This window comes from Acinetobacter sichuanensis (assembly GCF_003024515.2).
GTDB lineage: Bacteria > Pseudomonadota > Gammaproteobacteria > Pseudomonadales > Moraxellaceae > Acinetobacter > Acinetobacter sichuanensis.
This window is the reverse complement of sequence record NZ_PYIX02000008.1, coordinates 1-26,028: the sequence shown is the minus strand read 5'-3', so window position 1 is coordinate 26,028 and position 26,028 is coordinate 1. Positions and strand designations below refer to the sequence as shown.

The window sequence follows — 26,028 nt, the reverse complement described above, 5'->3', positions numbered from 1 at the left end:
GGGGCTTTTAGGGAAATTTTGTTGCTATTTTTTTAACTCATTTATTTATGAGTATTTAAAAGCTTCAAACATGTTGCACAAAATTAAGCCAAGCTTGTTCAATTGCATTTTGAATGCCTTGCACATCTAAACCGCAATCTTGCAACATTTCAGCATGACTGGCTTGTGGCAAAAATTCATCAGGTAAACCAAGATTCAGGATTGGTTTTACAATTTGAGCATGCACAAGGAATTCATTCACAGCACTACCCGCACCTGCCATTACAGCATGTTCTTCTACAGTGACAAATAAACTGGTTTTGTCTGCTAAATCACGAATGATTTGCTCATCTAATGGTTTCACAAAACGCATATTCACAACACGTATTGTAATATCCAATTTAGAAGCTAATTGATGTGCAGCATCCAATGCAGTTTGTACTCTGCTACCAAAAGCCAAAATACTGATGCATTCTTCATGTTCAGTATTTAACTCTAGCAATAATTCTGCTTTACCAATTTCAAGTGCAGTCAGTTGCTGCTGAATCTCAACACCAAGTCCATTACCTCGCGGATAACGAACAGCCGTTGGACCTTTATAAATATAAGCCGTATGCAACATTTGGCGGCATTCATTTTCGTCTTTTGGTGCCATGATCACCATATTTGGCACAGTACGCATAAAGGCATAGTCATATGCACCTGCATGCGTGGGACCATCTTCACCAACCAAACCTGCACGATCTATACCAAATGTCACATCTAAATTTTGTAATGCAACATCGTGGATCAGTTGATCATAACCGCGTTGTAAAAAGGTTGAATAAATCGCCACAACTGGTTTTAAGCCTTCACACGCCATACCTGCTGCCAAGGTCACAGCATGTTGTTCTGCAATCGCCACGTCAAAATAGCGCTCAGGGAATTGTTTGGCAAACTGCACCATTCCCGAACCTTCACACATCGCTGGTGTAATAGCGAGTAATTTGTCATCTTGCGCAGCTTGATCACACAACCATTGACCAAATACATCTGAGTACTTTGGCGCAGTCGCTTTTGCAGGACTTGCATTTATTTTGCCAATTGCATGATATTTGATTTGGTCTGCTTCCGCAGGCGCAAATCCTTTACCTTTCACCGTATAAATGTGAATTAAGCGTGGTCCTTTGCGTTTTTTCAGCGCATTAAACACTTGGACTAATTGATTGACATCATGACCGTCAAACGGTCCAAAATAATCAAAGCCAATCGCTTTAAATAAGTTATCTGCTGCATCAGTTGCAGATTGATGTAAACGAGAATTGTAATCCCACTCTGGGCAGTCTTGAACAAAAGCCTGACCTTGCTCATCAATATTTATAAATTGCCCTTTTTCCCAAATTGCAGCAAGGTGTTTAGCAAAACCACCTGTACTACATGAAATAGACATATCATTGTCATTGAGTACAACCATCAAGTCAGCATGATGAGCAACCGCATCATTCATCGCTTCAAATGCCATACCTGCTGTCATAGCACCATCACCAACAATGGCGACGACATCACATGGGTCTTTTTGGTAGCGACGTGCTAGTGCCATACCCAAACCTGCTGAAATTGCAGTGGATGAATGCCCTACACCAAAAGTATCAAAGACAGATTCTTCACGTGCAGGAAAAGCAGCTAAACCATTTTTAGCACGTATGGTGGTCAATTGTTCTCGGCGACCCGTTAATGCCTTGTGGGGATAAGCTTGATGCCCTACATCCCAAACTAATCGGTCATTTGGAGTATTAAAACAATAGTGGAGTGCTATTGTTAATTCGACAACGCCAAGGTTTGCACCAAAATGCCCGCCACTTTGACCAGCAGCATACAAAATAAATTGACGTAATTCGTCCGCGACCTGTGCCAATTGGCTCTGCTCAAGCTGACGTAATTGTTGTGGATGATCAATAGCATCCAACAATGGCGTAACAGGACGTTGACTAGGTATTTCAGTATACAACATATGTGGCAAAGCCTTCTAAAGCCTGGCAAATCTAAGCTAGGGACACGGGTTAGCATGATTGTGAGATCGAATCATATCATATTCAATCAGCCACATTTATAATGATGCGTCATTAGAGTCAATCCAACTTCGCAATTGTGTTCGTTATGACAATTATCCTGAATAATCTATCTCTAGATCAACTATTATTGTCTGCTTTATACAAAAAAGAAAAGTTTATCGCAAAGTTATCTATAAAAACATGTTTGACAATTCTACTAATGTCCAAGCATTACGCTATACTTTAGCTAATTTCTAAACAAAAATGGAAGATTCTGTGCCAATAGCGTTTGTTGCAACTTCAAAATTACCAACAGCTTATGGTGATTTTAAAATTTCTGTATTTCAGGATCCTCAGACGGGTGAAGAGCATGTTGCTCTTTCTAAAGGTTTGGAAAATGCGCCTACTGAGCCCGTTTTAGTTCGTATCCACTCTGAATGTTTAACAGGGGATGCTTTCGGTTCTTTGAAGTGTGATTGTGGTCCCCAATTACATAACACCATGAAAATGATGAATGATGCAGGTCAAGGCGTGATTTTATATTTACGTCAGGAAGGTCGTGGTATTGGTTTAACCAATAAAATCCGTGCTTATGCGTTGCAAGATCAGGGACATGACACTGTAGATGCTAACTTATTATTAAATTTACCTGCCGATGCACGCACTTATGACATGTGTAGCATTATGCTTGATCAATTACAGGTTCAACAAGTCAAGCTAATCACCAATAACCCATTGAAATTAAAAGCTTTGACTGATTTAGGTATTGATGTAATTGATCGTGTACCTTTGACAGTCGGTTTAAATGAGTTCAATGCAGATTATTTAAAAACCAAACATGATCGTATGTCACATATGTACGAAAAAGATGATTTTTAATTTATTTTCTATAAATAAAAACCAAGACGATAAGGGATGATTGAATTTTTTCAAAAATCCCTTATTTTTTTTATGGTTTTGTGTTTTGATATAAACAGTACATCAATTTTCTCATTTTAATTTTTCCAATGAGGTTCATCATGCAGAATCCGACTTCAGCAGATATTCAACGTGTTCGCGAATTTCTCCTCGACTTACAAGCACGTATCTGCGCAGGCTTAGAGCAAAGAGAACTCGAAAGTGGCGGTACAGCAACATTTGAAATTGATGATTGGGAACGTCCTGAAGGTGGTGGTGGTCGTTCACGTGTTTTACAAAATGGTACAGTAATTGAAAAAGGTGGTGTGATGTTCTCACACATTAACATCTCTAAACTTCCTGCATCTGCAACAGAGCGTCATCCACAAATTGCAGGTGCTAAGGCACAAGCAATGGGTGTCTCATTGGTCATTCATCCTAAAAATCCAAATGTACCTACATCGCATGCCAATGTTCGTCTATTTGTAGCAGAAAAAGAAGGGCAAGAACCCATTTGGTGGTTTGGTGGTGGTTTTGACCTCACACCATTTTATCCAAATGATGAAGATGTGCTAGCTTGGCATCAGAAAGCCTTTGATCTGTGCGCGCCTTTTGGTGAAACTGTATATGCTGAACATAAAAAATGGTGTGATGATTATTTTTATTTAAAACATCGTGATGAACAACGTGGTATTGGAGGTTTATTTTTTGATGATTTAAATCAATGGGGTTTTGAGAAATGCTTTGAATATATACAAGCTGTTGGCAATGGTTATTTAGAAGCGATCTTACCTATTTTTCAAAAACATCAGAATCAACCTTTTACCAAAGCACAACGTGACTTTCAGCTTTACCGCCGTGGGCGCTATGTAGAATATAATTTAGTTTATGACCGTGGCACATTGTTTGGTTTACAAACTGGTGGGCGTATTGAATCTATTTTAGTGAGTATGCCTCCGCTTGCTGCATGGTCGTATCGCCCCGAATGGGATGAAAATTCGCCTGAAAAATGCCTGACAGATTATTATTTAAAACCAAAAGATTGGTTGGCTGAACTAAAAGCAGATTAATTTTTTATTGTTATAAAAAACCTGAGTCTATGTACTTGGGTTTTTTATTTTCATTTCAACCATCTTAAAAAGTCAGTATCTCATCGTTTTGAATTCATAGTTTGTGACACTTTCCACACAGCTTTCTGGTTCTTTTAAAAGATAAATCACGTACACTACACATAACGCTACTTTTCGAATTGAATGGAATACAAAAGGTCAAATTTATCGACTTATTTTGTAGTTCCAATACTCAGGATATTGATATGTACGCAAAAAATATCAGCCTAAATGGAATCGTTTTTTTCAGTCTTTTCATTGCCTTACTCAGTGCGATTAGTACAGTGATTTTTTCAGAAAAGCCTTTTAATGATCATTTTGGCTTTAGTTTAATGTTCATTGCCATCATTGGCTTATGTTTAAACATGACCTATATTTTTATTAATACTCTTGTTGATATTTGTAATCCTTAATTTCCCTCTCATTCCTCACATAAGCAAGACTTTAGACTTTAGAGCATCGTCTTTTTGACGTATATTAAGGCTCAATTTCAGTCTAAGGATTTTGCAACATGCGCAAACAGTTTGCCGTTATTGGTAATCCCATTGAACATTCTCGCTCACCTGAGCTACATCATGCTTTTGCAGAAAAAACAGGCATTGAGTTGGAATATGCAAAACGCTTTGCGCCTTTAGATGGTTTTGAAAATAGTGTTCGTTGCTTTTTTGCCGAAAATGGCGCGGGGATGAATGTTACTGTTCCATTTAAAGAGCAAGCTTTTGCCTTATGTGAACATCTTTCTGAACGCGCTAAAATTGCCAAAGCCGTCAACACATTATGGATGGAAAATGGTCAATTACATGGTGACAATACCGATGGTCAAGGCTTAGTTGAAGCCATTCAAGCCTTAGATTGGCCTTTAGATGATTGTACTATTTTAATTTTAGGTGCAGGCGGAGCAACACGTGGTGTCATTTATCCCTTAGTACAAGCAGGTGTCAAAAAAATTGTTATTGCAAATCGCACATTGGCTCGTGCTGAACAATTAATTGCAGATTTAAAAGATGCTGTACCTGAAGCTGAACTATCAGCGTGTCAACTTGATGATTTAAAAGGGCAATTTGATATTATTATCAATGCAACATCAGCAAGTTTGTCAGGCGATGCCTTAGTTTTACCTGAAAACTTAAAGTTTAATTATGCTTATGAAATGGCATATGGCAAACCCTCAAGTTTTTTAGATCAAGCCGAAGCTCGTGGTGTTGAACATACAGAAGGTTTTGGAATGCTTGTTGGACAGGCACTAGAAGCATTTCGAATCTGGAATGGTGTAAAACCTAATATCAAAGATTATCTTTAATTTTTATCGACCAAATTCCATAAAAATAAAAAAGAACTTGATCACAAGTTCTTTTTTATGCTCAAACCCGTTTAACCCGTTACTTTAAATTTGCCTGACTAAATTTCTCATAAGTATTTTTAAATAACGCATAATCAATAAACTCGACTGAGTTTTCAGTCAAATTTGCCACGATCGCTTGATTAAATTTTTGAGACCTAAAAGCAGTATATGCTTTTGCTAAAATATGAGCTGTCTTTTTAAACTCCTGACGCTGCGTATCATCAATCGTATTTTCTGCCTCAAATTTTTGCATATATTCATAGGCAAATGCAGCTTCAACCGTTTTATGTTTTTTTAACAAATTTTCAGTTTCAAGACTTCCCTGCCTTGTCGTCCATACACCTTCTACTAAATCATCAACATCATTGCCCAAATCATGATCAAATTGATCATCTTCTTCCAAATGATGTTTTTTCTTCAGGAGTTGAATATATTTTAAAGCTTGACCTTTAGGGTTATAAATATCTTCATCCGTATATGCATAAGCGTACACAGCAGCAATTTCTTGTAAATCTTGGGTTGTATATTGTTTTACAATTTCAGGATAATCATGGGTTAATTTCGCTATAAAAACAATCTGATAGGTTTTTTCATAGGACTTCGTTTGCTGATATGCCGTCTTTGCCAACTGAGTTAATTGTTGGGAAAAATCAATGCCTTGTTTTGCTGAATCTGGTGTTTGCTCTGATAAACCACCAAAAATTCGATTGATAAAACCATCTTTAAAAATCTCAGCAAATGGTTTCGCTTGTTTTAAAGTTTGACGGTCTATCTGCGTTGCCTTGCCATAGTTTTGGATCTGCATATCAAATTTGACATTAAACTGACGTTGCAAATCAGCCATGTGATATTTTAAATCATAGTCCATTTTGACCATACGCCCATACTGGTCAATATAAAAATCTATAACAAATGGATTTCTTTTATTTTTTATCGGTAAAGCTGCTTCGATCTCATCTTGATGAGCCAACCATAATTGTTTAAATTGCTGAGCATCCACCAAGTGATCTTTACGACCGAATGTTTTAAATTTTTCAGTTAATGCTTGTATACGTGCAGAGTTCTGTAACTCTGTTAAAGAGGACGTCGCAGCAGTATCTAGTACATTCATATCATAATAAGACTGGCAATAAACGACATCTCCCATACGAATATTGGCTTTCCGTTGCGCTAAGCTTTCACATTGCGCTGAAGTCAGCAATACTTTCTCTGCTGAGCTTGCTTCGTGTACTGAGTCATCCTCATCATCTACATGGTCTGCAAGTTGAATTGTAGCATCCGTTGCATCTGCTACTGCGCTTGCTGATTCTGTTATCGCAAGCGCTTCAGCCTCATCATCATGATTTAAAAAGGTTTTATTGACTGCTTTATAAAGTTTATACATTGCAGCAGTGGCTTCATCATATTCATTATGATCATCATCTTCATTTAAAGCTGTATCTTCTAACTCGTCTGAAACCACTTGAGCAGCTAAATTTTTTATCGCAGATTGTTCTGATGCTGCATCCATTTTAAATACAGATTGCATCAAATATTCACGGTTTATTGCGCTGTATAAATTTGCTTTTAAAAATAATTCCTCAACATTCCCTTGCAAACGAATTTTCTCAACAATACCCTGCTGCCGCTCTGTGCCATTTACATTAAGCTGACGCAGATCATTTTGATCTGCCACAAGGTATGTACTTACACTCGATTGTTTTAAATACTCAAGTAAAGCCTTTTGGTCAACACTAGAGATTTGATCTTTGTATTTTGAAAAATCAAAATAAACATATTTATCTTGATCTTCAGGGCTTGCTAAATAAGGCATCAATGAAAAAATATGGGTATAAAATTTATAATTATTAAAGTCAATAATCGTGGGAATACGCATTTCAACTGACAAATTTGGTTTTTTATACTGCGTTATCAGGTTAAAAGAAGCCATTTTTTGACGATAATTCACCGTCCCATCATAATGGATATTTAAGTCATTCAGCATCGTTTCAACAAAAGCTGCGCCTTTGCCCATGACTTCACTTAAAGCAATGACATTTGGCTGTGCCATTTGTTGATACAATGCTTGTTTCTCTGTTTCACTCAACTTAATCTTTTGTGTAACCAAATATTGATTTAGTTTTTTTTCAATTTCAGGATCTAAACGTGGTTGTTGTTTTTCATTTTGATTCAAAATACCCTGCTTATTTTGGTTTAGATCTATTTTGATCTTTCCTGAATAATCAAAATTTGGCGTTTCATAAATCGCATTGAGCGCTTGAGTCGCGCGCTGCGTTGTATCTAAATTAGAATGTAGAGAATTGGTTTTAATGACATGTGATGAACATGCTGTCAGGCTCAAACTAAAAAGACTTAAGCTTAAATATTTTAATCGCATAGAATTGTCTAACACCTTGAATAATTATAATTACCAAAAAAAACGATTAAAATAATCATTTTACAAACGGTTAAAATTGTAGCAAAAAATAATAAAATTTGCTTATAGTTCACCCGATAAATTAGCTTTTCTGACATTTCTTTTAGTTGCTGTTATCAATGTATTTTTATTTTGTTTATGAATAATGAAAGTATCGATTGAAAATCCAAAACTATTTCTAAATTAGGATTAAGCACATGCCAGCATATAAAGCTCCTCTCCGTGACATTCATTTCTTAATGAATGAAGTTTTAGACTATCCAGCGCATTACCAAACATTGTCGATTGGCGAAAATGCCGATGCAGACACCATTGATATGATTTTGGAAGGTGCAGCAGATTTTTGTGAAAATATTCTTTCTCCTCTGAACCAGTCTGGTGATGAAGAAGGCTGTCATTTTAAAGATGGCGAAGTAACTACACCGAAAGGCTTTAAAGAAGCATACGATCAGTTTGTTCAAGGTGGCTGGCAAGGTCTGTCTTACCCAGAAGAATTTGGCGGTCAAGGCTTACCAATGTCTTTGAACTTGATCAAATCTGAAATGATGGGAACTGCAAACTGGTCATTCACCATGTACCCAGGTTTGAGCATGGGTTGTATGAATACAATCTTGCAATTTGGTACAGATGAACAAAAAGCAACTTACATGCCTCACCTTACAGCGGGTACTTGGTCAGGTACGATGTGTTTGACTGAACCACAATGTGGTACAGACTTAGGTCAGGTTAAAACTAAAGCTGAACCTAAAGCAGACGGCACTTATGCAATCACAGGGACAAAAATCTTTATCTCTGCAGGTGAGCATGATTTAACTGAAAATATTGTTCACATCGTACTTGCACGTCTTCCAGATGCGCCTGCGGGTACTAAAGGTATTTCTCTTTTCATCGTACCTAAATTCATTCCAACTGCGGATGGTGGTGTAGGTGAGCGCAACCCTGTAACGTGTGGTTCAATTGAACACAAAATGGGGATCCGTGGTTCTGCAACTGCGGTATTAAACTTTGATGAAGCAACAGGTTACCTGATTGGCGAAATCAACAAAGGTTTACATGCAATGTTTACCTTCATGAACACAGCACGTATCGGTACTGCAGTTCAAGGTCTTGCACATGCTGAGTTGTCTTTCCAAGGTGCTTTACCTTATGCCAAAGATCGTATGTCTATGCGTGCGCTTTCAGGTAAAAAAGATCCTGAACGTGTTGCAGATGCGATCATTCACCATGCTGATGTACGCCGTATGTTATTGACTCAAAAAGCATTTGCTGAAGGTGGTCGTTCAATGATTTATCATGCAGCTCAGCTTGCAGATAAAATGACCGATGCCCTGCTTCAAGGCGACCAAGCGAAGTTTGAAGAATATGATGACAAACTTGGTTTCTATACCCCAATTTTGAAAGGCTTCCTGACTGAAATGGGTCTGGAGTCTGCAAACTTAGGTATGCAAGTGTTTGGTGGTCATGGCTATATCAAAGAACATGGTATGGAACAGATCGCACGTGATGCGCGTATCTCAACTTTATATGAAGGTACAACAGGTATTCAGGCACTTGACTTGATCGGTCGTAAAGTACTGCTTTCTTCTAAAGGTAAAGTGGTTCGTGAATACACAGGTGAAATCCTGAAATTCTGCGGTCAACATGCACGTAATAAATACATGCGTCGTTTTGCATGGGATCTAACCAAGATCTGTGCACAGTGGAATGCGTTGACTGTTCGTATCATGCTTGCTGCACGTAAAGACCGTGACATCGTATCTTCTGCTTCTGTAGACTTCCTGATGTTCTCTGGTTATTCAATGATGGCGTATTATTGGGCACAACAAGCTGCTGTTGCTTCTGAAAAATTAGCGTCTGGTACAGGTTCAGAAACTCCTGAGTTCTATAAAGCAAAAATCAAAGTGGCTGATTTTTACTTTGAACAATTGTTACCACGTGCACAAGGTCATGCAGAGTCTATGGTGAATCCATCTAAGACCATGATGGCGCTTGAAGCAGATCATTTCAGCTTTGATTACTAAGTTTCAGTCATTTGAAAATTTAAAAGACCGCTTCGGCGGTCTTTTTTATATGATTGACAGAATGGTTTTCTACCTTCAGTCTATTCCTTAGTTATCTTTCAGTGCAGGTCCTTTCAATGTTTTCAATAGTTTAAATTTATTATGTTCAAAGAGATAAAATCGAGTGGTGATACTCTCGACTTCCCAGTTTTCATTATTATGTTCTTCTTGAGTGACCAATAAGCGGCTGTTTGCCCGTGAGTCGATCACATCTTCCTGACTTCCCTCACCACCAAAACCACCTTCTAACAACTTTCCTGTGCGTTTATTGATAAAGGCATAACTACGGCAACTCGCACCACAACCCCACATAGTAATGACATATTCACCTGCAAAATTCGGCTTTTCTTTTAATGCATCACGTAAACGAGTGCGAAACATTCGGGCACTTTCATCCGTCATATCCAATTGTGCTGTTTTGCCTGTATAGGGTTTAACAGGATAATCCTTAAACTGAGGAACATTAGTTTTGGAATAAGCCACTGTCATTCCCAACACAAAGAATGACAGTACGATGAGGATTTTTTTGATTATTTTTTGCATTTTTAGAAACAACGCTGATTGATTATTTTCCTGATCATCATAGCAAAATGCTAAAAATAACAGGAAGAATTTTACAAAAACGCTTCTAAAACTGAATTTAAAAATAAATGTCCTTTGTCGGTACAATTCAAAATATCAGCATCATTCACCATCAACTGACGTTGTTTTAAAGAATCTAAAATCTGTAAATCTTTTAAATCCAAACCTGTACGTTCTGTGTATAAATCCGCTTCTACGCCATCCATCAAACGCAGTGCATTCATCATAAATTCAAAAGGCATATCTTCATTTTCAATGCGTTTAAATTGCAAATTTTCCGCAGGCACTTTTGCCAAATAATCTTTCGGTAAACGGGTTTTCTGAAAACGATACACGCCATCCGCTTGAGTCACTTTGCCATGCGCCCCTGCCCCGATCGCCAAATAATCGCCAAACTGCCAATAATTTAAGTTATGTGCAGAAGGTTGTTCTTTACGCCAAGCAGACACTTCATAGTTGATAAATCCATTGGCTTTTAAGTACGCTTCACCCTGTTCCTGAATATCCTCAAGTACATCATCGACGGGTAAAATCGGCTGTGTACGGAAAAATACGGTATTGGGTTCAATGGTCAATTGATACCACGAAATATGCGTTGCACCACTTTCCACCGCAAGTTTTAGATCATTTAACGCTTGCTCTAAAGTCTGTTCAGGCAAGCCATGCATTAGATCGACATTGACCCGTTCAAAGCCTGCTTGTTTGGCATGTTGAATCGCCAAAATTGCATCATCATTGGAGTGAATACGTCCCAATTTTTTTAAATGTTCGGTATTAAAGCTTTGCACCCCTATCGATAAACGGTTAATGCCGACATTCAGATAATCTGCAAATGGATCATGCTCCACCGTACCAGGATTGGCTTCCAACGTGATTTCACAGCCTTGTTGAAATGGAATCAGGGCTTTTAATTGGGCAAATAACCATTGATAACCCTGCGCTGAGATGAGTGAGGGCGTACCACCACCAATAAATACACTATGAATTTCACGTCCCTGCGCAAAATCAATTTGTGTTTTAAAGTCCTCAACCAATGCCTGTAAATATTCCTGTTCCAAATCTAAAGACAATTTTCCATCAGGCACAGCATGCGAGTTAAAGTCACAATAAGGACATTTACGCACGCACCACGGCATATGAATATAGAGAGAAAGTGGAATATTTTGAGGATTTAAATCAGCCAAGGAAGAAGCTCAGAAAAATTTGGAGAATGGTGAATTTTAGCATGAGTCAGAGTGATTCAAATCAGACAAATGAAAATGATTTTTCAGCCAAGATCGTTATAATTTCAGAAAATAATGAAAAGAGCACGGAAACATGGAAATCGATCATATTTTACACCACACTCCAAAATTGGAACTTAACGATGCGGTGCTATCGCAGGCGACATGGATGTCGCCGTTGGGCAAGGGTGATATGGATATCCCCTTTGTCCAACAAGGGATTTTTGTTACTTTTTATCCCTAAAAAGTAAGGCATCGCCTACGCAAAAAAATTCGAACTTTGTAATATCAATGAGGCAGTGCAGAATAATATTCTACTCATTTCTTTGATGATCAAGTTAGCATACTTTTTTAGAACACCACTGCTTCCACTGATTTTTTACTATTAGACTGAATCTATCATTCGCACATTGCTTAACTTTCCATTAGACTAAAATTCAGACAGGGAACACAGACAATAAAAATATGATGAAGCTCTCGAGCCAAATGCTTTTGTTATTGCCTCTTGCGATGGGCGTTGGCATTGCCATGACCTTTCAAACTGCACTGAATTCACAATTACGAGAATATTTACACTCTCCCATACAAGCTGCCCTTTTGTCATTTTTAGTTGGTACAATAGTGCTCGCTATTTTTGTGTTTTTTCAGTCTGTACCCAAACCCACATTGCAAAATTTGGGGCAAATTCCGTGGTATTTATGGCTAGGTGGGTGTCTAGGCGTGTATGCCATCAGTATCAGCATTTATACCGCGCCCAAACTCAGCTTTTTAACATTGTCTGGTCTAATTATTTTTGGGCAAATTTTGATGTCGATGGTGTTTGATCAATTTGGTTTACTCGGTGTCGAAAAAACACAACTCAATTGGCAACGTCTTTTAGGTGGCGTGGTGATTTTTATTGGTGTGCTTCTCACTCTACAACGCTAACCATTTTTTATTCTAAGCACATTTAAAACGAGTAATTTCTGTGTCTGAATCCATAAAAGCCACAACTACCCGCTTTGAATTAAAGCAATTGTTTCACTTGATGCTCCCGATTTTGGTCACTCAGTTTGCCTACGCAGGTTTCGGACTGATTGACACCATTATGGCAGGACATATGTCTGCCGAAGACCTCGCCGCGATTGCTGTCGGTGTGGGCTTGTGGATTCCGATCATGTTGTTGTTCAGTGGCATCATGATTGCAACCACACCTTTGGTGGCGGAAGCCAATGGTGCACGTACACCTGAAAAAATTCCGAGTATCGTCCGCCAATCCCTGTGGGTGGCTTTGGTGCTTGGTATTATTGCCATGCTGATTTTACAAGCCATGCCCTTACTACTGCCGCTGTTTGGTGTGCCTGACTCTTTATTGCCTAAAGCAAGTCTGTTTTTACATGCAATTGCTTTCGGTATGCCTGCTGTGACTATGTATGCAGCGCTGCGTAATTATTCAGAAGCTTTAGGTTATCCACGTCCTGTTACGTTGCTCAGTCTGGTGGCTTTGGTGGTATTGATTCCGCTGAATTTCATCTTTATGTATGGCATTGGTCCCATTCCACACTTAGGCAGTGCAGGCTGCGGTTTTGCTACCGCCATTTTACAATGGCTGATGTTTATTGTTTTAGCCATTTATGTGTTTAAAGCCAAACGCTATCAAAAGACTCAACCCCTCACACATTTTGAAAAAATTAATCCTGTTTTGATCAAACGGATTTTAAAGTTGGGTTTCCCGATTGGACTTGCGATCTTTTTTGAAGTGAGTATTTTCAGTACAGGGGCTATTGTGCTGAGTACCTTGGGTGAGGTCACTATTGCAGCGCATCAAATTGCAATTTCGGTGACATCACAATTGTTTATGATTCCAATGTCATTGGCACTTGCCTTAACGATTCGGATCGGAACCTATTATGGTGAAAAGAACTGGGTTGCCATGCGTAAGGTGCAAAAAGTTGGAATGTTGACTGCTACAGTATTTGCATTCATTACCATGTTACTCATGTGGTTGCTGCGCAATGAAATTGTGGCGGTCTACACCTCTGATTATGAAGTTGCTCAAATTGCAGTGTATTTAATTTTATTCGCAATTGCATATCAACTGATGGATGCATGGCAAGTCAGTGCCGCAGGATGTTTGCGTGGCATGCAAGACACCAAAGGTCCAATGTGGGTGACCATGCTTGCCTATTGGGTGATTGCTTTCCCTGTCGGAATTTATCTAGCACGTTATACCGAATTGGGTGCAGCAGGTGTATGGACGGGCTTGATTGTCGGTTTAAGTATTGCTTGTGTGTTATTGCTGATGCGTTTGTTTATGAATAATAAAAGACTCAGTCAGCAGCCCCATTAAACCTGTAATATGATCCACTCTGTTTTGTCGGATGTGGTAGCAATTATAATTTTGCCATCGCATCCTTCAACCCTTGCGGAACTTCACTTTCATCCGCCACTTCTTTCACAATGACTTGCCCAACAATCACATTCTCACCATTAAAAGTCATGGTCGGTGAACTATATAGTTCATAACCTTCATTTAAAGCCTTGGTGACTCTGGCACAAAAATTCACATCATCCTGACCTGTTAAATAACGATAAACTTTCATAGTCACTCAGCACATTTTCAACTAAAATCATTGTAACGCCAAACAAGGCGTACACAATGAAAAATATAAGCCATACTGCTTTTAGAAAAATAGCAAAGTAGAAACAATATCTTAACAATTTAAAGTAGGCAGTTTAAGAATAGTCGCCTATGATCAAAATGAGAAAAAACTTCATCAAAGTTTAAGGATTTGTCTGAATGTCTAAAAATTCAAGTACACCAGGTCGTCGTTTTATGAAACTTGCAGGGATGACCGCAAGCATTGCGACCAAAACCGTGTCCAACTCTATTCGCAACTTTAATGCTGATGAAGAAAAAAAGAATGAAGCACGCAGCAAACTCTTTCAGGACATTGGCATTCAGATCGCAGACACGTTGGGTGAAATGAAAGGCGCTGTAATGAAAGTCGGACAAATCGCCTCTCAGTACAAAGATATTTTCCCACCTGAAGTAGCTAAAGCCATTGCAAAACTGCAACGCCAAGCCCCTGCTATGCCTTTTGCAGACATCAAAAAACAAATCGAAAAAGAATTAGGCAAACCTTTAGAGCAAGTCTTTCAACATTTTGATGAACAACCTTTTGCAGCAGCATCTATTGGGCAAGTGCATAAAGCCACACTTCCCAACGGCACAGAAGTTGTAGTTAAAGTGCAATATCCAGGTGTAGATGAAGCCTGTGAAAGTGACTTGAAACAAGTTCGTTTAGCCCTACGTTTAATGGGTGTTTTAAAAGTCGATAAAAAGCTACAAGATCGTTTATTTAAAGAAATTCAGGACAGTTTGCACGAAGAACTAAATTACGAAATCGAAGCGCAAAATTTACAGGTTTTCAAAACCTTTCATCAGGCGCTTGACAATAAAATCATCATCCCCAATGTTTACCCTGAATATTCAAGCCGACGCATTTTAACCCTGAGTATGGAAAAAGGCGAAAGCATTGAAACAGCAAGCGGTTGGGACTTAGCTGTTCGTAATGAAATCGGTGAACGTTTAATTCGAGCTTTAGGACAACAAATTTTCTTTTTGAAACGTTTTCACTGCGACCCACATCCAGGGAATTTTGCTTTTCGTGAAGATGGCAGTGTAATTATTTATGACTTTGGGGGTGTAAAAACACTTTCTACAGATATTATCGGTCACTTTAAAGCGTTGGTTCGTGCTGGAAAAACAGCAGATATTAAAACGATAGAACAACATTTAATTGCTTTAGATGCTTTAGCAGAACAAGGAAAATTCCCTGACGATTTATATAAAGAATGGTTAGAAGTTTTATTACGTCCACTCACCACACATTATGATTTTGCTGAAAATTCAGCACATCATGATGGCATGAAACTGGTAAAAAAATCATTAAAATACTGGGATGTATTTAAACCATCACCAGATACGCTGATGGTGAATCGTACCATTTCAGGTCACTACTGGAACCTGATCCAACTTAAAGTCCATGATGATTTAAGCGATGTCTTTGAAGAATTGGTTCCTCAGTAAAATTAAGATTTTATTCATGTTTGGTTAATTATTTTTTAAGCAACCTCTATTAAAGTAAAACCATATTTTGAAGTCTAAGCAAACTATCCTCCTGCTTAGGCTTCTTTTTTTTTGCCTTATTTTTTACGTATCTTTTCGACATGGTCTTTAACACACTTAGAATGCGCTTTACATTTTAATTGTTATGTTATAACATTTCTTTAGTCAAAAAATTCATTGGAGAATAATATGCGTCCTAACATCCATCCTGAATACCGCCAAGTTTTATTCCACGACACCAATGCTGATGCTTATTTTTTAATTGGCAGTACCATCAACACCAAAAATACAAAAGTTTATGAGGGTAAAGAATATCCATATGTCACACTGGATATCTCGAGCGCCTCACATCCTTTTTATACAGGTGAAATCCGTCAGGTGAATAATGAAGGTCGTATTGCCAACTTCAATAAACGTTTTGCTCGCTTTAAACGTTAAGAATATTTTTCCTTAATTTTCATTTAAGTATTGCATTTTATATTGAGTTTATATTTGAAGTCTAAGCAACTAATCCTCCTGCTTAGACTTCTTTTTTGTATGGAAATAAGTACAAAATGATTATTTTGTAGATAACAACATCTGAAACAGATAAAAACCAATCGCCAAACATACCACTCCAACCACCACACTCGACACGGTATATGCCAATGCAATTGGAAATTGCCCTTGTCGAATGAGTTGAAATGTTTCCAATCCAAAACTCGAAAATGTGGTAAATCCACCTAAAATTCCCACCATCAACAACAAACGAGCTTCACTTTGCAACACTGGATATTTTTGAGTAAAAGCAAAAAAAACACCCGCAAGAAAGCATCCAAAAAGGTTCACAGACCATGTTGTCCATGGAAATAAGCTATGAGGTTTTGAAATAATGAATCCTGCGCCGTAACGTAAACTCGCACCAATTGCCCCACCGCACGCAACTAACAGCCAATTCATTTTCAGAACTCCTCATGTGTATAACTAGGTACTTATCCACAGATTAACATGCGATTATTCAAGAATCTAATCAGGTTGTTGATTTAAAACCATCTAAGTCAAACAAGAAAAACATTTCATTTTAAGGTGCCATGCCCAGCTTATTATTTTTCTGTCTTTTTCATTTCTACGGATGCATTGACCTCGACTCCATTGGGTAAAGATTCAACAGGATTCTCACCCAATACATGAAAGTCTAAATTGGGAATAAAAAAGCATAGCGGTGAACTTGAGGCGTCAATGCCAAATTCTGTTAATAATGGGCAATCGATCTGATCAATCATCAAAGGGCGAATCTTTTGAAAATCACTGACAATTTTAATATTTCCCTGTGAAAGCTTTTCGGGTTGATCTACACACTCCACCCAAACATGCTCTTGTGGTACAAAAAATTCTAAAGCATCCTCCCATGTGCTAAAAATTTCTGCCCACTCCCCTTTTAATTGCCGATCTTGCGTATTTTTAAGTTTGACTTCTAAGCAATAACGATCATCCATGTGTATTTGAGCATGGATATCGAGTTGATCATTTTCGCGTTTCACATCATGTTGAAAATGGGGATCATATTGTGCAGGCATTGCATCACTCAACATGCGACCTCCCATCACATGCAACATTTTATCCACCACAATCTGCTCAAAAATCACCGTTTTAGGCAAAAGATCATTTGCCAAATAGAATCGCCAATTACTTTGTCTTGGCGAGGGAAATATCTTTCGAGCAGGTCCTAAACAATGTAAACCAAAGTGATGGTGATGATAAAATAAAATACTGAAGATCGTTTTTCCTTGATGTTCCCATAAACGGATCGGTTCTGGAAAACGTTGTCTAACCAAATCAATATCAACTAACCAAGACATATACACCGTATTAGTCGCTTGGCTTTCAAGCCTTAAAAATGGTGAATAACGCATCAGCCAACGACGCAAATTTAAAATCCATGTTGACTGAAGAAAACGTCCAAAAAGGCGAAAAAATATTTGATTTTGTTGATATTTAAAAAGATGACGATTCATAGAATATAAATAATTATGGTTTTAACGCTGAGGTCATTTTTATATTAACAAAAAACTGACTTTTGAGCATTTTATTATCAAGTGAAATTAAGATGGAATATGATATTGTCACACGCAATTTTAAAGTTTTAGGACAGAAACATCATGACTCAACAACTTTTGACTCAATTGCAAACAGGCGAAGTAAAATTTGCAGATGTACTTGCGTTTATTGAAGCATGCTATAACCACACTCCTACTGCGTTTCAAAACGGACAACAACACAATGCTGCAAATGAAAACCAAGGCAGCGCCAAAGTGTTTTCCTTTGCCAAGTTAAATGATCTGGATCAGGCACAAACCTTGAGTTTATTTGCTGAACATTATGCTTCTGTTTTGGCAAGCCCTGAAGCCAGCGACCATCAAAACATTCGTCAGTTTATGCAAAATGGCTGGGATGGCATCAAGTTTGAAGGTACAGCTTTAGTCGCAAAATAATGAAAAAGACTCAGCAAATAAAGTAATTTTTAGTCATGGAAAGCTCCCTCCTTTTTAAAGGAGGGTTGGGGAGGATTAACTTAACAGACGCATTATCTCTGCTGAGTCCTTTGTATTCAATCAATGCACTATACTTAAGGTCTTTCATCATACTGTGGCAAACCATCACAAATCGTGTCCCATTCCGCCTTATATGCCGTAAAAATATGCATACTCGGCTTATGCTCAAGTGGCGTATCCAAAGTTCCAAGTCTCAAACGATAAGTATCAGGAGTTTCGGCTTTAATACTGATAATCGGTGAGCCACATTCAGCACAGAAACAGCGGTCTGTAGTTGGCGTGGAGGCAAATTTTTTCAGTAGAGCCTCACCTTTGACAATTTTAAAGTCTGCTTTTTGAATCGGGGCATTGGTGGCGAAGGCTGTCCCATTGGCTTTACGGCAACGCTTGCAATGACATTCGATCACCTCACCAATTTCACTATGAATTTCATAATGAATCCCGCCACACAAACAACTTCCTGTATATAATTTTTCAGCAGACATGCCTTTGATCTCTTATGAATGAATCAGTCAAAATTAGCATAGATTGCCTGTTTTAACAGAAACTTAATCTTTTCAATTTGTATGCATCAAACTGTGAATGACGCCCTCAGCCGCAGCCCGTCCTGTCGCAAAGCAAGCCGTCAATAAATAGCCACCTGTCGGTGCATCCCAATCCAGCATTTCCCCACAACAAAAAACATAAGGATTTGAACTGAGCTGTAAATGCTCATTCAATACCGTTTTTCTGACACCCCCTGCACAACTGATCGCTTCATCAATGGGGCGAAAACCTGTCAGTGAAATGCTTAAATGCTTGATTTTGGCAGCCAGTTGTTCAGGCTGATTCCACAAAATTTTATCGACAATTTCACGGACTAAATTGGCTTTCGCTGTATCCAGTCCTGCTTTACGCCAAAGATTACTCATCGACTGCTTTTTGGAAGGCTGTAGTTTTTGTGTCAATTGTACAAGGCTTAAATCAGGCAATAAATCCAGATGCAAAGTCAATGCCTGACCTTGTTTTTGTAAGGCACGTAAAGCCCGACTTTGTTTATAAATCAGACCACTTTCCAAACCATAATGTGTGATGACAATATCACCCTGCGTTTTGGCTGAGCTTGCCACCCATGCATCCACACGCTTCAGCGGTTGCCCAAAAACATCCTGCATATAGGACGACCATGCACGCTCTACACCTGCATTACTTGGCTGAAAAGGCTCAATGGCATTTGCATCCAGCCATTTTTGCCATGCACCATCACTGCCAAGTTGAGCCCATGACACTGCACCACATGCCAAAATAATCGCATCAAAATTGTGTTGAATGATTTGATCCGATTTCAGATCCTGAACACTTAAACTTTGATTTTTTAAATCCAAAACTTGATGACGATAGTGAAATTTCACACCTTGTTCAGCCAAACGCTTTAACCATGCACGCAGTAAAGGCGCTGCTTTCATTTCAATCGGGAAAATCCGCCCTGAACTTCCCACATAGGATGCAATACCCAAACCTTGCATCCAATTTTGAATCCATGTCGCATCCCATGTTTTGACCCAAGACTTAAGCCATTCCACCTGATCATAACGCTGTATAAATTGCTCAAAAGGTTCGGCATGGGAAATATTCAAACCTGTTTTGCCTGCCATTAAAAATTTACGTGCAGCCGAAGGTTTTTGTTCAAAAACATGGATTTCAAAATGATCTGATGAATGCTGACTTAAAACTTCAGCCGCCATCAAACCCGCAGGACCTGCACCAACGATGGCAATCTTTTTAACGGGCATCGTTTGACTCATCTACAGTCTGAGTATTTTGCCCATTTAAAGGCTGAAAATCATCAAAGCGCGTTGTATAGGTTTCAGGTTTTTGGATGATCAGTTGCTGACACAATTCACCACGTTCCAGATATTTAATTTCAAAATGCGTCCGTGCTGAATCCTGAGCAATCACCTGTTTTTCATAAGGCAATTTCCAAACATTTTTCAATTGTTGTTCAGCTTCTGCAATATATTCAGGAATATTACTGGCTAATGTCACTGTAGCATTGGGCTGCAAGCGTGAAATCAGAAACTCAAAAAACGGCATATTTAACCAACGCTGAGCGGGATTATGTGGCTCAGGATTTGGATATAAAATAAAGAATTGCTGTACTTGCTGCGGATACAAAGCATGCACTACCCACGGTAAGGCATCTGCATGTATTGGGGTCAGATTGGCTTGACCTTCCAGTTGATGCTGTTTTTGCATTGCCACAAATTTTTCACGGGTTCGTTCAACCGCAATCAATTGCAGATCAGGATGCTGCCCTGAAAAAAGCAAAGCATGTTTACCTTTACCCGCCCCAATTTCAACACAAACAGGCTTATTTTCAATCGGTTGAAAATCACGGGGTGCATGCATACGCTGCGCTTGAAATTGACGAATCGGCATAATCAGATCAAACTAGTGGAAATCGCGACAAGTTTAACAAGTCTTGGCTTTTTTTGCTGTGCCGATTCAACATCAAAAACAGGAGTTCACCATGTCTAAAACATTTCCATGCCCACGTTGCGGTGAAGCGTCTCAATGGGAAGGCAACGAGTTTCGTCCATTTTGCTCTGAACGTTGTAAATTGATTGATTTAGGCGCATGGGCAAGTGATGAATATAAGCTGCCTACTGAAGATGCTCCACAAGCAGAAGAGCCTTAATGTAAAATTTAATTACAATTCAATTCACCTGAATTAGACTGTTTGTATTATAAATAATCTACTTTATTTTTATTATTTTATTAAAAGCATCGTCCCTTTTTCTAATTGAGAAAAAAATCATGCATTTTGTCTTAAAAACAATTTTTATAATCTTAGTTATTTTAAGCTTATTATTTATTATTTTAAGTTTATACACACTTGATGGTCTATTTTTTGCCATCGCTTTTCTTTTTGTCATTGCTACACTTTTGATTGGCTTCGAACTTAAAAAAAGATTTTCTAGTTCTTTAGATTAAAATTCCATAAAAAACCTCCATATTCAAATAGAGGTTTTTTAGTTTTAAATCACCTAATTTTCACTATATGAATACAGTTTTTTAACCTGCTTTACTCGCAACAAAAGGATTATGCTGTTTTTCAAAACCAATTGTACTCATTGGACCATGTCCTGAAATGAACTGTGTCTCATTAGGTAAACTAAAGCATTCTCGTTGAATCGAGTCTAATAACTGTTGATGATTACCTTTTGGAAAGTCAGTACGCCCAATGGAGCCTTTGAACAACACATCACCTGTCCAAAGTACGCCATATTTTGCATTATAAAACATCACATGACCTGGTGTATGACCTGGGGCAAAACGTACTTCAAATGTTTCAGCACCTAAAGTTAAAGTTTCACCCCCTGTTAACCATTGATTGACCACTACAGGCTCAGGAATAGGAAAACCATAACGCGCAGAAACCTCTTGGATCATATCCAACCAAAAAGCATCTTCTTTATGCGGACCAATCACAGGTACATCCCATATTTTGACTAAAGCACCTACAGCACCTGCATGGTCTAAGTGACCATGCGTTAGCCATAATGCCTTAACAGTTAAGCCCAAAGCTTCAACTTCTTGTTTCAGTTTTTCAGGCTCACCCCCTGCATCAATCAAAACAGCCTCTAAACTTTCACTATCCCAAACAATCGAGCAATTTTGAGCAAAAGCTGTAACGGGTACAATTTTGACTTGCAACATAGTTTTCTCTCAAGCTGATTCAACAGCACTTAAAGTCGTGGTTAATGGATCTAAGTTTGCCTGTAACAACTGTGTTAAAAGTTCCATATGCAATGGATCTGTGTTTAAAGCAGGAATATATTGATAATGCTGACCGCCTGCTTGTATAAAAAGCTCAGCATTTTGCAAGGCTAATTCTTCTAAAGTTTCTAAGCAATCGGCTGAAAATGCAGGACTTAAAACGTGTACAGATTTTACGCCTTGTTGCGCCCAATCTAATAAAGTTTGATCAGTATAAGGCTTCACCCATTCTTGTTTACCAAAACGAGACTGGAAACTAATTTGCCATTGTTCATCTTTTAGATTTAAAGCTTGTGCAAGTTTTTGTGCTGTGATTCTACAACGATCAGCATAAGGATCACCCTTATCTGCATAAGGTTGAGGAATACCGTGAAATGACATTAACAATTTATCAGCTGTGCCATGCACTGACTGAAATTTACGTACACTTTCAGCTAAAGCCTGAATATATAAAGGATGCTGATAATAATCACGAATAATACTTAAAGCAGGTAAATTTCGTTGTGTGAGCACCCACTTGGCTACAGCATCATATAAAGGAGCTGTAGAGGTTGCTGAATACTGAGGAAATAATGGAAATAAAATAATTTGGTCAAAATAATTTTGTTCAGCATCCTGCAAAACTTTGGCAATGTTTGGATTACCATAGGTCATTGCAGGTACAACATGCAGTTCCAAATCAGGGTTTTGTGGAAGCAACTGTTGTTTTAAAATTTCAATTTGCTGAAACAAAATTTCTCGCATCGGCGAGTCATTTGACCAGACTTGTGCATACGCATGTGCAACACGTTTTGGGCGAAATGGTAAAACAAAAGCATGCAGAATAATTTTCCAAACTAATTTTGGAATTTCAATGACTCGCCCATCCGACAAAAACTGTTTTAAAAAACGACGAACTGCTGCTTCAGAAGGAGCATCTGGGGTTCCTAAATTTGCAACGATGACTAGAACTCTGGGTTTCGATACAGATTTCATGCTATTTTCAAATCTATTGACTTCAATATACCTTACCTAAAATCTGTCCAAATGTCCTGTTAAATAATCAATGGACGTGAACCTAACATTTGAGAACCTTCAAGTAAACGCAAACCCTTATTGGTCATCTGCCACAGCATTCTTTGACGATCATCACGTCCTATTGGAGCGATCCAATCATTTTGTCGCATTTGTTGTTTAATTGTATGCAATGCACGAATATTAATTTGTGCACGAGCAACTGCATGTGCTCTAGGCATAGACACTTGAACGTCAGCTAAACCTGATTTATTGAGATATTCATTTAAGACTTTAGAAAAACTATCCTCAGGGGTTGCCTCACGAAACTCAACAGATAAAACTTTTAAAATTTCAATCCATGTCGTTTCTCGTATAGGATTCATTTCCTTAAAATTACCGTCTTGATACGCATGAACACGATAATCAAAGTTAAATACATCATGTGCTGATACTTTTGGTAAAGTTAAAAATGGATCAGCTTCTTTACGTTCTTGTGGGTTTTTAACTTGCAATAATTGAGTTTTTAAACGATCAATTTCATCTTGTAAAACTTGAATATTTTGCGGACGCACCCATCCCACAACAGGATAACGTTCTAACATTTGTGGCATATATGAACGCACACTCAGTTCTAAATCTCTTAAAGTTCTATAAGTAACAACTTGCTCAACTTCTTTTTGCAACTGGTTACGAAATTCATAAAATTTTTCTTTTAGTTCTTGTCTAGACTCTTGTAAATCATCACTACGAGATTCGGGCGCATCATGTAAAAAGACAATGATTGGTTTTTGCTTGGTCACTGCATAAATATACTCTAAATGCATATAACTGACGCCAGAGACAGACTGCTCCCCATACTGACTACCTAAAAGTAACAATACATAATCGCAATCATCAATTTGTCGACGCGCAAAAGCGGTACTTAAAGGTGTACGTTGCTCTAGTCCCCATGAAAAGAAACCCATTCCAATCAGAGTCTGAGATACAATCATTCGTTCTGGTTGCATTTCTTTGCCAGACGTTGTAATAAACACCTGATAACGCTTGTCGAGCATAGGTTAACCCATCCTTTCATATAGCTTAAATTACGACCTGCCCCAAACAGATCCTGAAGTTATATGCCCTACAACTTATAAATAAATAAAATTAAAATACACTTAATTTCATATGTTGGACTCACTCGTGCAGTTTATCAACAACGTCATGGATTGACCATGAAATTTTTTCGTGTATTAAATGTTTTAAAACAAAGCTTAAAGCTTCTGCATTCTTGCCACTTACATAACATTCTAAGCGTACTTTGTATTCTAACGGTTGCAACAACAATAATTCATGCTTAATCAAAATACGTGCTGTTTGTCGTGCCACAGCCAGACCCGAATCAATCATCGTTAATTGATCCCCATAAATATCGGCAATACTTTGTTTTAAGTAAGGATAATGCGTACACCCTAAAACCAAATAATCCGCACCTTGAGCCACAATCGGATCTAAAACATTTTTTAAACTGGCTTTACATTCCACACTATTACATTGTCCTGATTCAACAAAAGGAACAAGCTCAAGATTAGTCACTGTTAAGACCTCAACTTGTGCGGGTTCAGCAAAACGTTGGATCACATCTTTAATCAATTTTCCACGAAAAGTTGCTGGGGTCGCAAGCACAGAAACCACCTTACTTTTACTTTGTAAGACAGCAGGTTTTAATGCTGGAACTAAACCTACAATTGGAAAACTTTCACCATAATGTTCACGTAAATAATCCAAACTAAAAGCCGAAGCTGTATTACATGCAACAACAGCAATTTTACAACCTTGACGGTATAGCCACTCAACAGCATTCGCTGTTAACTCTCGGATCTCTTGATCAGTACGTGGACCATAAGGTACATGTGCGGTATCTGCATAATAAAGAATATGCTCATGTGGTAAATAATTTGCGATTTCCTGCGCAACAGAGAGTCCACCTATTCCTGAGTCAAAAATACCAATAGGCGCATCTGCCTGCGCTTTTGGCATTGGATTTTCTAAAGGATATAAAGGAAGAATGGCGCTCATCTGATCCACTACGATATGAGTCAAAAATTATAGACTAGCTTAAACCTCAAGTGCCTAATTGCAAGTGAAAATCACCACTTTGTAACGATAAAATCGTGTCACCTTGCGCATTTTCAAACAGTTCACCAGATTCGATTAAGTGAAAAAATGCAGCGCGTTGAATGAGTGCATTGATCCCAAAACGCACATGCACATAAGGACGTAATTCACCCTGATATTCACGCATAAAAATAGGATGTTCTTCATCCACAATCACTACATCTTGATTGGTGGTTGTTAATGTTAAAAACAACTTGCCTTCTAATTCTACTTTTTCAACTTGATTGACCAATAAAGGTTCATCTTCAACCTCGATTTCGATTTGTTCAACAGGTGTTTTTAGGTAGAATTTACCTGCTTCTTTCCATAACACCTTAGTGAACAAGTCTAAGAGTGCTTGGCGACGAATCAATTGACCTTCGTGCCACCATTCTCCATTGGCTTTTACGGTTAAATCCATTTTGCCACAATGCTTTGGCTGCCATTGCTCTAAAGGAGGTATTGACCTTTTGTGACCCGCCTGTGCATCTTTTAAGTATTGTGCAATACTCATTAAGTTTTTATTATCAACATTCGGTTGATTTTGTGCTTCTACAGTTGAATTATTTTGATTTACCATGGTTTATGCCTTGCTGACTAAAAAATAATACGACTCAGCCAATTGGCTAGATCAAGGTTTGAAACTATACTAGCGCAAAATATATTATCGATACGAGCGTTAATTCGTATCACGAGATTTTTAGAACACTCATGGCAGCACCGCTTTATTGTCATTTTCATCATATTCAATAAATGTATACGGTTGCCACCCTTAGAAATATGAGGAGTCCTACATGGAACACATCGAACGTGAATCGATGGAGTTTGACGTAGTGATCGTAGGCGCAGGTCCTGCC

The 26,028-nt window shown here is 38.2% G+C and carries 27 protein-coding genes and 1 pseudogene; 13 read left to right on the top strand and 15 right to left on the bottom strand.

What is annotated here, in order from left to right; all coding sequences use genetic code 11:
* Positions 1-64: 64 nt before the first annotated feature.
* Positions 65-1,969, bottom strand: coding sequence for a 1-deoxy-D-xylulose-5-phosphate synthase (gene dxs, locus C9E89_RS07040; RefSeq protein ID WP_107007549.1), 1,905 nt, complete (start codon positions 1,967-1,969; stop codon positions 65-67).
* 316 nt (positions 1,970-2,285) lie between these two features.
* On the opposite strand from dxs, the gene ribA reads away from it, so the two are divergent.
* From ribA to aroE, 4 genes are all read left to right on the top strand, one after another.
* Complete coding sequence (ribA, locus tag C9E89_RS07035) at positions 2,286-2,888, top strand: GTP cyclohydrolase II (protein WP_107007636.1); 603 nt, start codon at positions 2,286-2,288, stop codon at positions 2,886-2,888.
* Positions 2,889-3,028: 140 nt separating this feature from the next.
* Entirely contained in the window at positions 3,029-3,976 is a 948-nt protein-coding gene (gene hemF, locus C9E89_RS07030) for an oxygen-dependent coproporphyrinogen oxidase (RefSeq protein WP_107007548.1), read from the top strand.
* 245 nt (positions 3,977-4,221) lie between these two features.
* Positions 4,222-4,428: a hypothetical protein gene (locus C9E89_RS07025; RefSeq protein WP_107007547.1), complete on the top strand. Its 207-nt coding sequence runs from the start codon at positions 4,222-4,224 to the stop codon at positions 4,426-4,428.
* A 98-nt stretch (positions 4,429-4,526) separates the two neighbouring features.
* Positions 4,527-5,315, top strand: coding sequence for a shikimate dehydrogenase (aroE, locus tag C9E89_RS07020; protein WP_107007546.1), 789 nt, complete (start codon positions 4,527-4,529; stop codon positions 5,313-5,315).
* A gap of 79 nt (positions 5,316-5,394) precedes the next feature.
* On the opposite strand, the gene C9E89_RS07015 is transcribed toward aroE, so the two are convergent.
* The gene (locus C9E89_RS07015) at positions 5,395-7,734 is read right to left on the bottom strand and encodes a hypothetical protein (protein ID WP_107007545.1); all 2,340 of its coding nucleotides are present in this window, start codon (positions 7,732-7,734) and stop codon (positions 5,395-5,397) included.
* Positions 7,735-7,970: 236 nt separating this feature from the next.
* Between C9E89_RS07015 and C9E89_RS07010 the strand changes: the two genes are divergently transcribed.
* The gene (locus C9E89_RS07010; protein ID WP_107007544.1) at positions 7,971-9,794 is read left to right on the top strand and encodes an acyl-CoA dehydrogenase C-terminal domain-containing protein; all 1,824 of its coding nucleotides are present in this window, start codon (positions 7,971-7,973) and stop codon (positions 9,792-9,794) included.
* Between the two features lie 87 nt (positions 9,795-9,881).
* Here the strand turns inward: C9E89_RS07010 and C9E89_RS07005 are convergent, their stop codons facing one another.
* Entirely contained in the window at positions 9,882-10,364 is a 483-nt protein-coding gene (locus C9E89_RS07005) for a hypothetical protein (protein ID WP_107007635.1), read from the bottom strand.
* 83 nt (positions 10,365-10,447) lie between these two features.
* Positions 10,448-11,599, bottom strand: a complete 1,152-nt coding sequence (gene hemW, locus C9E89_RS07000) for a radical SAM family heme chaperone HemW (protein WP_107007543.1) — start codon at positions 11,597-11,599, stop codon at positions 10,448-10,450.
* A gap of 133 nt (positions 11,600-11,732) precedes the next feature.
* On the opposite strand from hemW, the gene C9E89_RS23255 reads away from it, so the two are divergent.
* The 3 genes from C9E89_RS23255 to C9E89_RS06990 all read left to right on the top strand — a co-directional run bounded on the left by C9E89_RS23255 (position 11,733) and on the right by C9E89_RS06990 (position 13,967).
* Positions 11,733-11,882, top strand: coding sequence for a hypothetical protein (locus C9E89_RS23255; protein ID WP_171405089.1), 150 nt, complete (start codon positions 11,733-11,735; stop codon positions 11,880-11,882).
* Between the two features lie 221 nt (positions 11,883-12,103).
* Positions 12,104-12,565: a DMT family transporter gene (locus C9E89_RS06995; RefSeq protein WP_171405088.1), complete on the top strand. Its 462-nt coding sequence runs from the start codon at positions 12,104-12,106 to the stop codon at positions 12,563-12,565.
* A gap of 100 nt (positions 12,566-12,665) precedes the next feature.
* A complete protein-coding gene (locus tag C9E89_RS06990) occupies positions 12,666-13,967 on the top strand; it encodes an MATE family efflux transporter (RefSeq protein WP_116746688.1) in 1,302 nt (433 codons plus the stop codon).
* Between the two features lie 43 nt (positions 13,968-14,010).
* On the opposite strand, the gene C9E89_RS06985 is transcribed toward C9E89_RS06990, so the two are convergent.
* Positions 14,011-14,220, bottom strand: coding sequence for a DUF1737 domain-containing protein (locus C9E89_RS06985; RefSeq protein ID WP_107007540.1), 210 nt, complete (start codon positions 14,218-14,220; stop codon positions 14,011-14,013).
* A gap of 197 nt (positions 14,221-14,417) precedes the next feature.
* Between C9E89_RS06985 and C9E89_RS06980 the strand changes: the two genes are divergently transcribed.
* Together C9E89_RS06980 and C9E89_RS06975 are read left to right on the top strand one after the other, a co-directional pair.
* Positions 14,418-15,710: an ABC1 kinase family protein gene (locus C9E89_RS06980; protein WP_107007539.1), complete on the top strand. Its 1,293-nt coding sequence runs from the start codon at positions 14,418-14,420 to the stop codon at positions 15,708-15,710.
* A gap of 228 nt (positions 15,711-15,938) precedes the next feature.
* Positions 15,939-16,187: a type B 50S ribosomal protein L31 gene (locus C9E89_RS06975; protein WP_107007538.1), complete on the top strand. Its 249-nt coding sequence runs from the start codon at positions 15,939-15,941 to the stop codon at positions 16,185-16,187.
* Between the two features lie 120 nt (positions 16,188-16,307).
* Here the strand turns inward: C9E89_RS06975 and crcB are convergent, their stop codons facing one another.
* Entirely contained in the window at positions 16,308-16,688 is a 381-nt protein-coding gene (gene crcB / locus C9E89_RS06970; RefSeq protein ID WP_107007537.1) for a fluoride efflux transporter CrcB, read from the bottom strand.
* A gap of 143 nt (positions 16,689-16,831) precedes the next feature.
* On the bottom strand, positions 16,832-17,656 hold the full coding sequence (locus tag C9E89_RS06965; protein ID WP_228198990.1) for a DUF2071 domain-containing protein: 825 nt from the start codon (positions 17,654-17,656) through the stop codon (positions 16,832-16,834).
* Between the two features lie 231 nt (positions 17,657-17,887).
* Here C9E89_RS06965 and C9E89_RS06960 point away from each other — a divergent pair, with 231 nt between their 5' ends.
* Positions 17,888-18,220 (top strand): HopJ type III effector protein, encoded by a 333-nt coding sequence (locus tag C9E89_RS06960; RefSeq protein ID WP_107007535.1) that lies wholly within the window; start codon positions 17,888-17,890, stop codon positions 18,218-18,220.
* A 134-nt stretch (positions 18,221-18,354) separates the two neighbouring features.
* Here the strand turns inward: C9E89_RS06960 and C9E89_RS06955 are convergent, their stop codons facing one another.
* The 3 genes from C9E89_RS06955 to C9E89_RS06945 all read right to left on the bottom strand — a co-directional run bounded on the left by C9E89_RS06955 (position 18,355) and on the right by C9E89_RS06945 (position 20,704).
* On the bottom strand, positions 18,355-18,765 hold the full coding sequence (locus tag C9E89_RS06955; protein WP_107007534.1) for a GFA family protein: 411 nt from the start codon (positions 18,763-18,765) through the stop codon (positions 18,355-18,357).
* Between the two features lie 72 nt (positions 18,766-18,837).
* Positions 18,838-20,052, bottom strand: a complete 1,215-nt coding sequence (locus C9E89_RS06950) for a TIGR03862 family flavoprotein (RefSeq protein WP_107007533.1) — start codon at positions 20,050-20,052, stop codon at positions 18,838-18,840.
* A complete protein-coding gene (locus tag C9E89_RS06945) occupies positions 20,042-20,704 on the bottom strand; it encodes a class I SAM-dependent methyltransferase (protein ID WP_171405091.1) in 663 nt (220 codons plus the stop codon). Before C9E89_RS06945 ends, C9E89_RS06950 begins: the two co-directional genes overlap by 11 nt.
* Before the next feature lie 85 nt (positions 20,705-20,789).
* Between C9E89_RS06945 and C9E89_RS06940 the strand changes: the two genes are divergently transcribed.
* Positions 20,790-20,957, top strand: coding sequence for a DNA gyrase inhibitor YacG (locus tag C9E89_RS06940; protein ID WP_107007531.1), 168 nt, complete (start codon positions 20,790-20,792; stop codon positions 20,955-20,957).
* Between the two features lie 377 nt (positions 20,958-21,334).
* Here the strand turns inward: C9E89_RS06940 and C9E89_RS06935 are convergent, their stop codons facing one another.
* The 5 genes from C9E89_RS06935 to C9E89_RS06915 all read right to left on the bottom strand — a co-directional run bounded on the left by C9E89_RS06935 (position 21,335) and on the right by C9E89_RS06915 (position 25,751).
* Positions 21,335-21,979, bottom strand: a complete 645-nt coding sequence (locus C9E89_RS06935) for an MBL fold metallo-hydrolase (RefSeq protein WP_107007530.1) — start codon at positions 21,977-21,979, stop codon at positions 21,335-21,337.
* A gap of 9 nt (positions 21,980-21,988) precedes the next feature.
* Entirely contained in the window at positions 21,989-23,014 is a 1,026-nt protein-coding gene (gene hemH / locus C9E89_RS06930; protein ID WP_107007529.1) for a ferrochelatase, read from the bottom strand.
* Between the two features lie 59 nt (positions 23,015-23,073).
* Positions 23,074-24,090, bottom strand: coding sequence for a DUF4062 domain-containing protein (locus C9E89_RS06925; RefSeq protein ID WP_107007528.1), 1,017 nt, complete (start codon positions 24,088-24,090; stop codon positions 23,074-23,076).
* Between the two features lie 121 nt (positions 24,091-24,211).
* Complete coding sequence (gene murI, locus C9E89_RS06920) at positions 24,212-25,093, bottom strand: glutamate racemase (protein ID WP_107007527.1); 882 nt, start codon at positions 25,091-25,093, stop codon at positions 24,212-24,214.
* 46 nt (positions 25,094-25,139) lie between these two features.
* Complete coding sequence (locus C9E89_RS06915) at positions 25,140-25,751, bottom strand: DUF1285 domain-containing protein (RefSeq protein ID WP_107007526.1); 612 nt, start codon at positions 25,749-25,751, stop codon at positions 25,140-25,142.
* 214 nt (positions 25,752-25,965) lie between these two features.
* Here C9E89_RS06915 and C9E89_RS24135 point away from each other — a divergent pair.
* Positions 25,966-26,028 (top strand): annotated as a pseudogene (locus C9E89_RS24135) (electron transfer flavoprotein-ubiquinone oxidoreductase); the annotation flags it as partial.

What these genes read in the sequence shown, in the direction of transcription:
- dxs (WP_107007549.1), bottom strand. Translation starts at nt 1,969, where the DNA reads ATGTTGTATACTGAAATACCTAGTCAACGTCCTGTTACGCCATTGTTG.
- hemF (WP_107007548.1), top strand. Translation starts at nt 3,029, where the DNA reads ATGCAGAATCCGACTTCAGCAGATATTCAACGTGTTCGCGAATTTCTC.
- C9E89_RS07025 (WP_107007547.1), top strand. Translation starts at nt 4,222, where the DNA reads ATGTACGCAAAAAATATCAGCCTAAATGGAATCGTTTTTTTCAGTCTT.
- aroE (WP_107007546.1), top strand. Translation starts at nt 4,527, where the DNA reads ATGCGCAAACAGTTTGCCGTTATTGGTAATCCCATTGAACATTCTCGC.
- C9E89_RS07015 (WP_107007545.1), bottom strand. Translation starts at nt 7,734, where the DNA reads ATGCGATTAAAATATTTAAGCTTAAGTCTTTTTAGTTTGAGCCTGACA.
- C9E89_RS07010 (WP_107007544.1), top strand. Translation starts at nt 7,971, where the DNA reads ATGCCAGCATATAAAGCTCCTCTCCGTGACATTCATTTCTTAATGAAT.
- C9E89_RS23255 (WP_171405089.1), top strand. Translation starts at nt 11,733, where the DNA reads ATGGAAATCGATCATATTTTACACCACACTCCAAAATTGGAACTTAAC.
- C9E89_RS06995 (WP_171405088.1), top strand. Translation starts at nt 12,104, where the DNA reads ATGATGAAGCTCTCGAGCCAAATGCTTTTGTTATTGCCTCTTGCGATG.
- C9E89_RS06990 (WP_116746688.1), top strand. Translation starts at nt 12,666, where the DNA reads ATGCTCCCGATTTTGGTCACTCAGTTTGCCTACGCAGGTTTCGGACTG.
- C9E89_RS06985 (WP_107007540.1), bottom strand. Translation starts at nt 14,220, where the DNA reads ATGAAAGTTTATCGTTATTTAACAGGTCAGGATGATGTGAATTTTTGT.
- C9E89_RS06980 (WP_107007539.1), top strand. Translation starts at nt 14,418, where the DNA reads ATGTCTAAAAATTCAAGTACACCAGGTCGTCGTTTTATGAAACTTGCA.
- C9E89_RS06975 (WP_107007538.1), top strand. Translation starts at nt 15,939, where the DNA reads ATGCGTCCTAACATCCATCCTGAATACCGCCAAGTTTTATTCCACGAC.
- crcB (WP_107007537.1), bottom strand. Translation starts at nt 16,688, where the DNA reads ATGAATTGGCTGTTAGTTGCGTGCGGTGGGGCAATTGGTGCGAGTTTA.
- C9E89_RS06960 (WP_107007535.1), top strand. Translation starts at nt 17,888, where the DNA reads ATGACTCAACAACTTTTGACTCAATTGCAAACAGGCGAAGTAAAATTT.
- C9E89_RS06955 (WP_107007534.1), bottom strand. Translation starts at nt 18,765, where the DNA reads ATGTCTGCTGAAAAATTATATACAGGAAGTTGTTTGTGTGGCGGGATT.
- C9E89_RS06950 (WP_107007533.1), bottom strand. Translation starts at nt 20,052, where the DNA reads ATGCCCGTTAAAAAGATTGCCATCGTTGGTGCAGGTCCTGCGGGTTTG.
- C9E89_RS06940 (WP_107007531.1), top strand. Translation starts at nt 20,790, where the DNA reads ATGTCTAAAACATTTCCATGCCCACGTTGCGGTGAAGCGTCTCAATGG.
- C9E89_RS06935 (WP_107007530.1), bottom strand. Translation starts at nt 21,979, where the DNA reads ATGTTGCAAGTCAAAATTGTACCCGTTACAGCTTTTGCTCAAAATTGC.
- hemH (WP_107007529.1), bottom strand. Translation starts at nt 23,014, where the DNA reads ATGAAATCTGTATCGAAACCCAGAGTTCTAGTCATCGTTGCAAATTTA.
- C9E89_RS06925 (WP_107007528.1), bottom strand. Translation starts at nt 24,090, where the DNA reads ATGCTCGACAAGCGTTATCAGGTGTTTATTACAACGTCTGGCAAAGAA.
- murI (WP_107007527.1), bottom strand. Translation starts at nt 25,093, where the DNA reads ATGAGCGCCATTCTTCCTTTATATCCTTTAGAAAATCCAATGCCAAAA.
- C9E89_RS06915 (WP_107007526.1), bottom strand. Translation starts at nt 25,751, where the DNA reads ATGGTAAATCAAAATAATTCAACTGTAGAAGCACAAAATCAACCGAAT.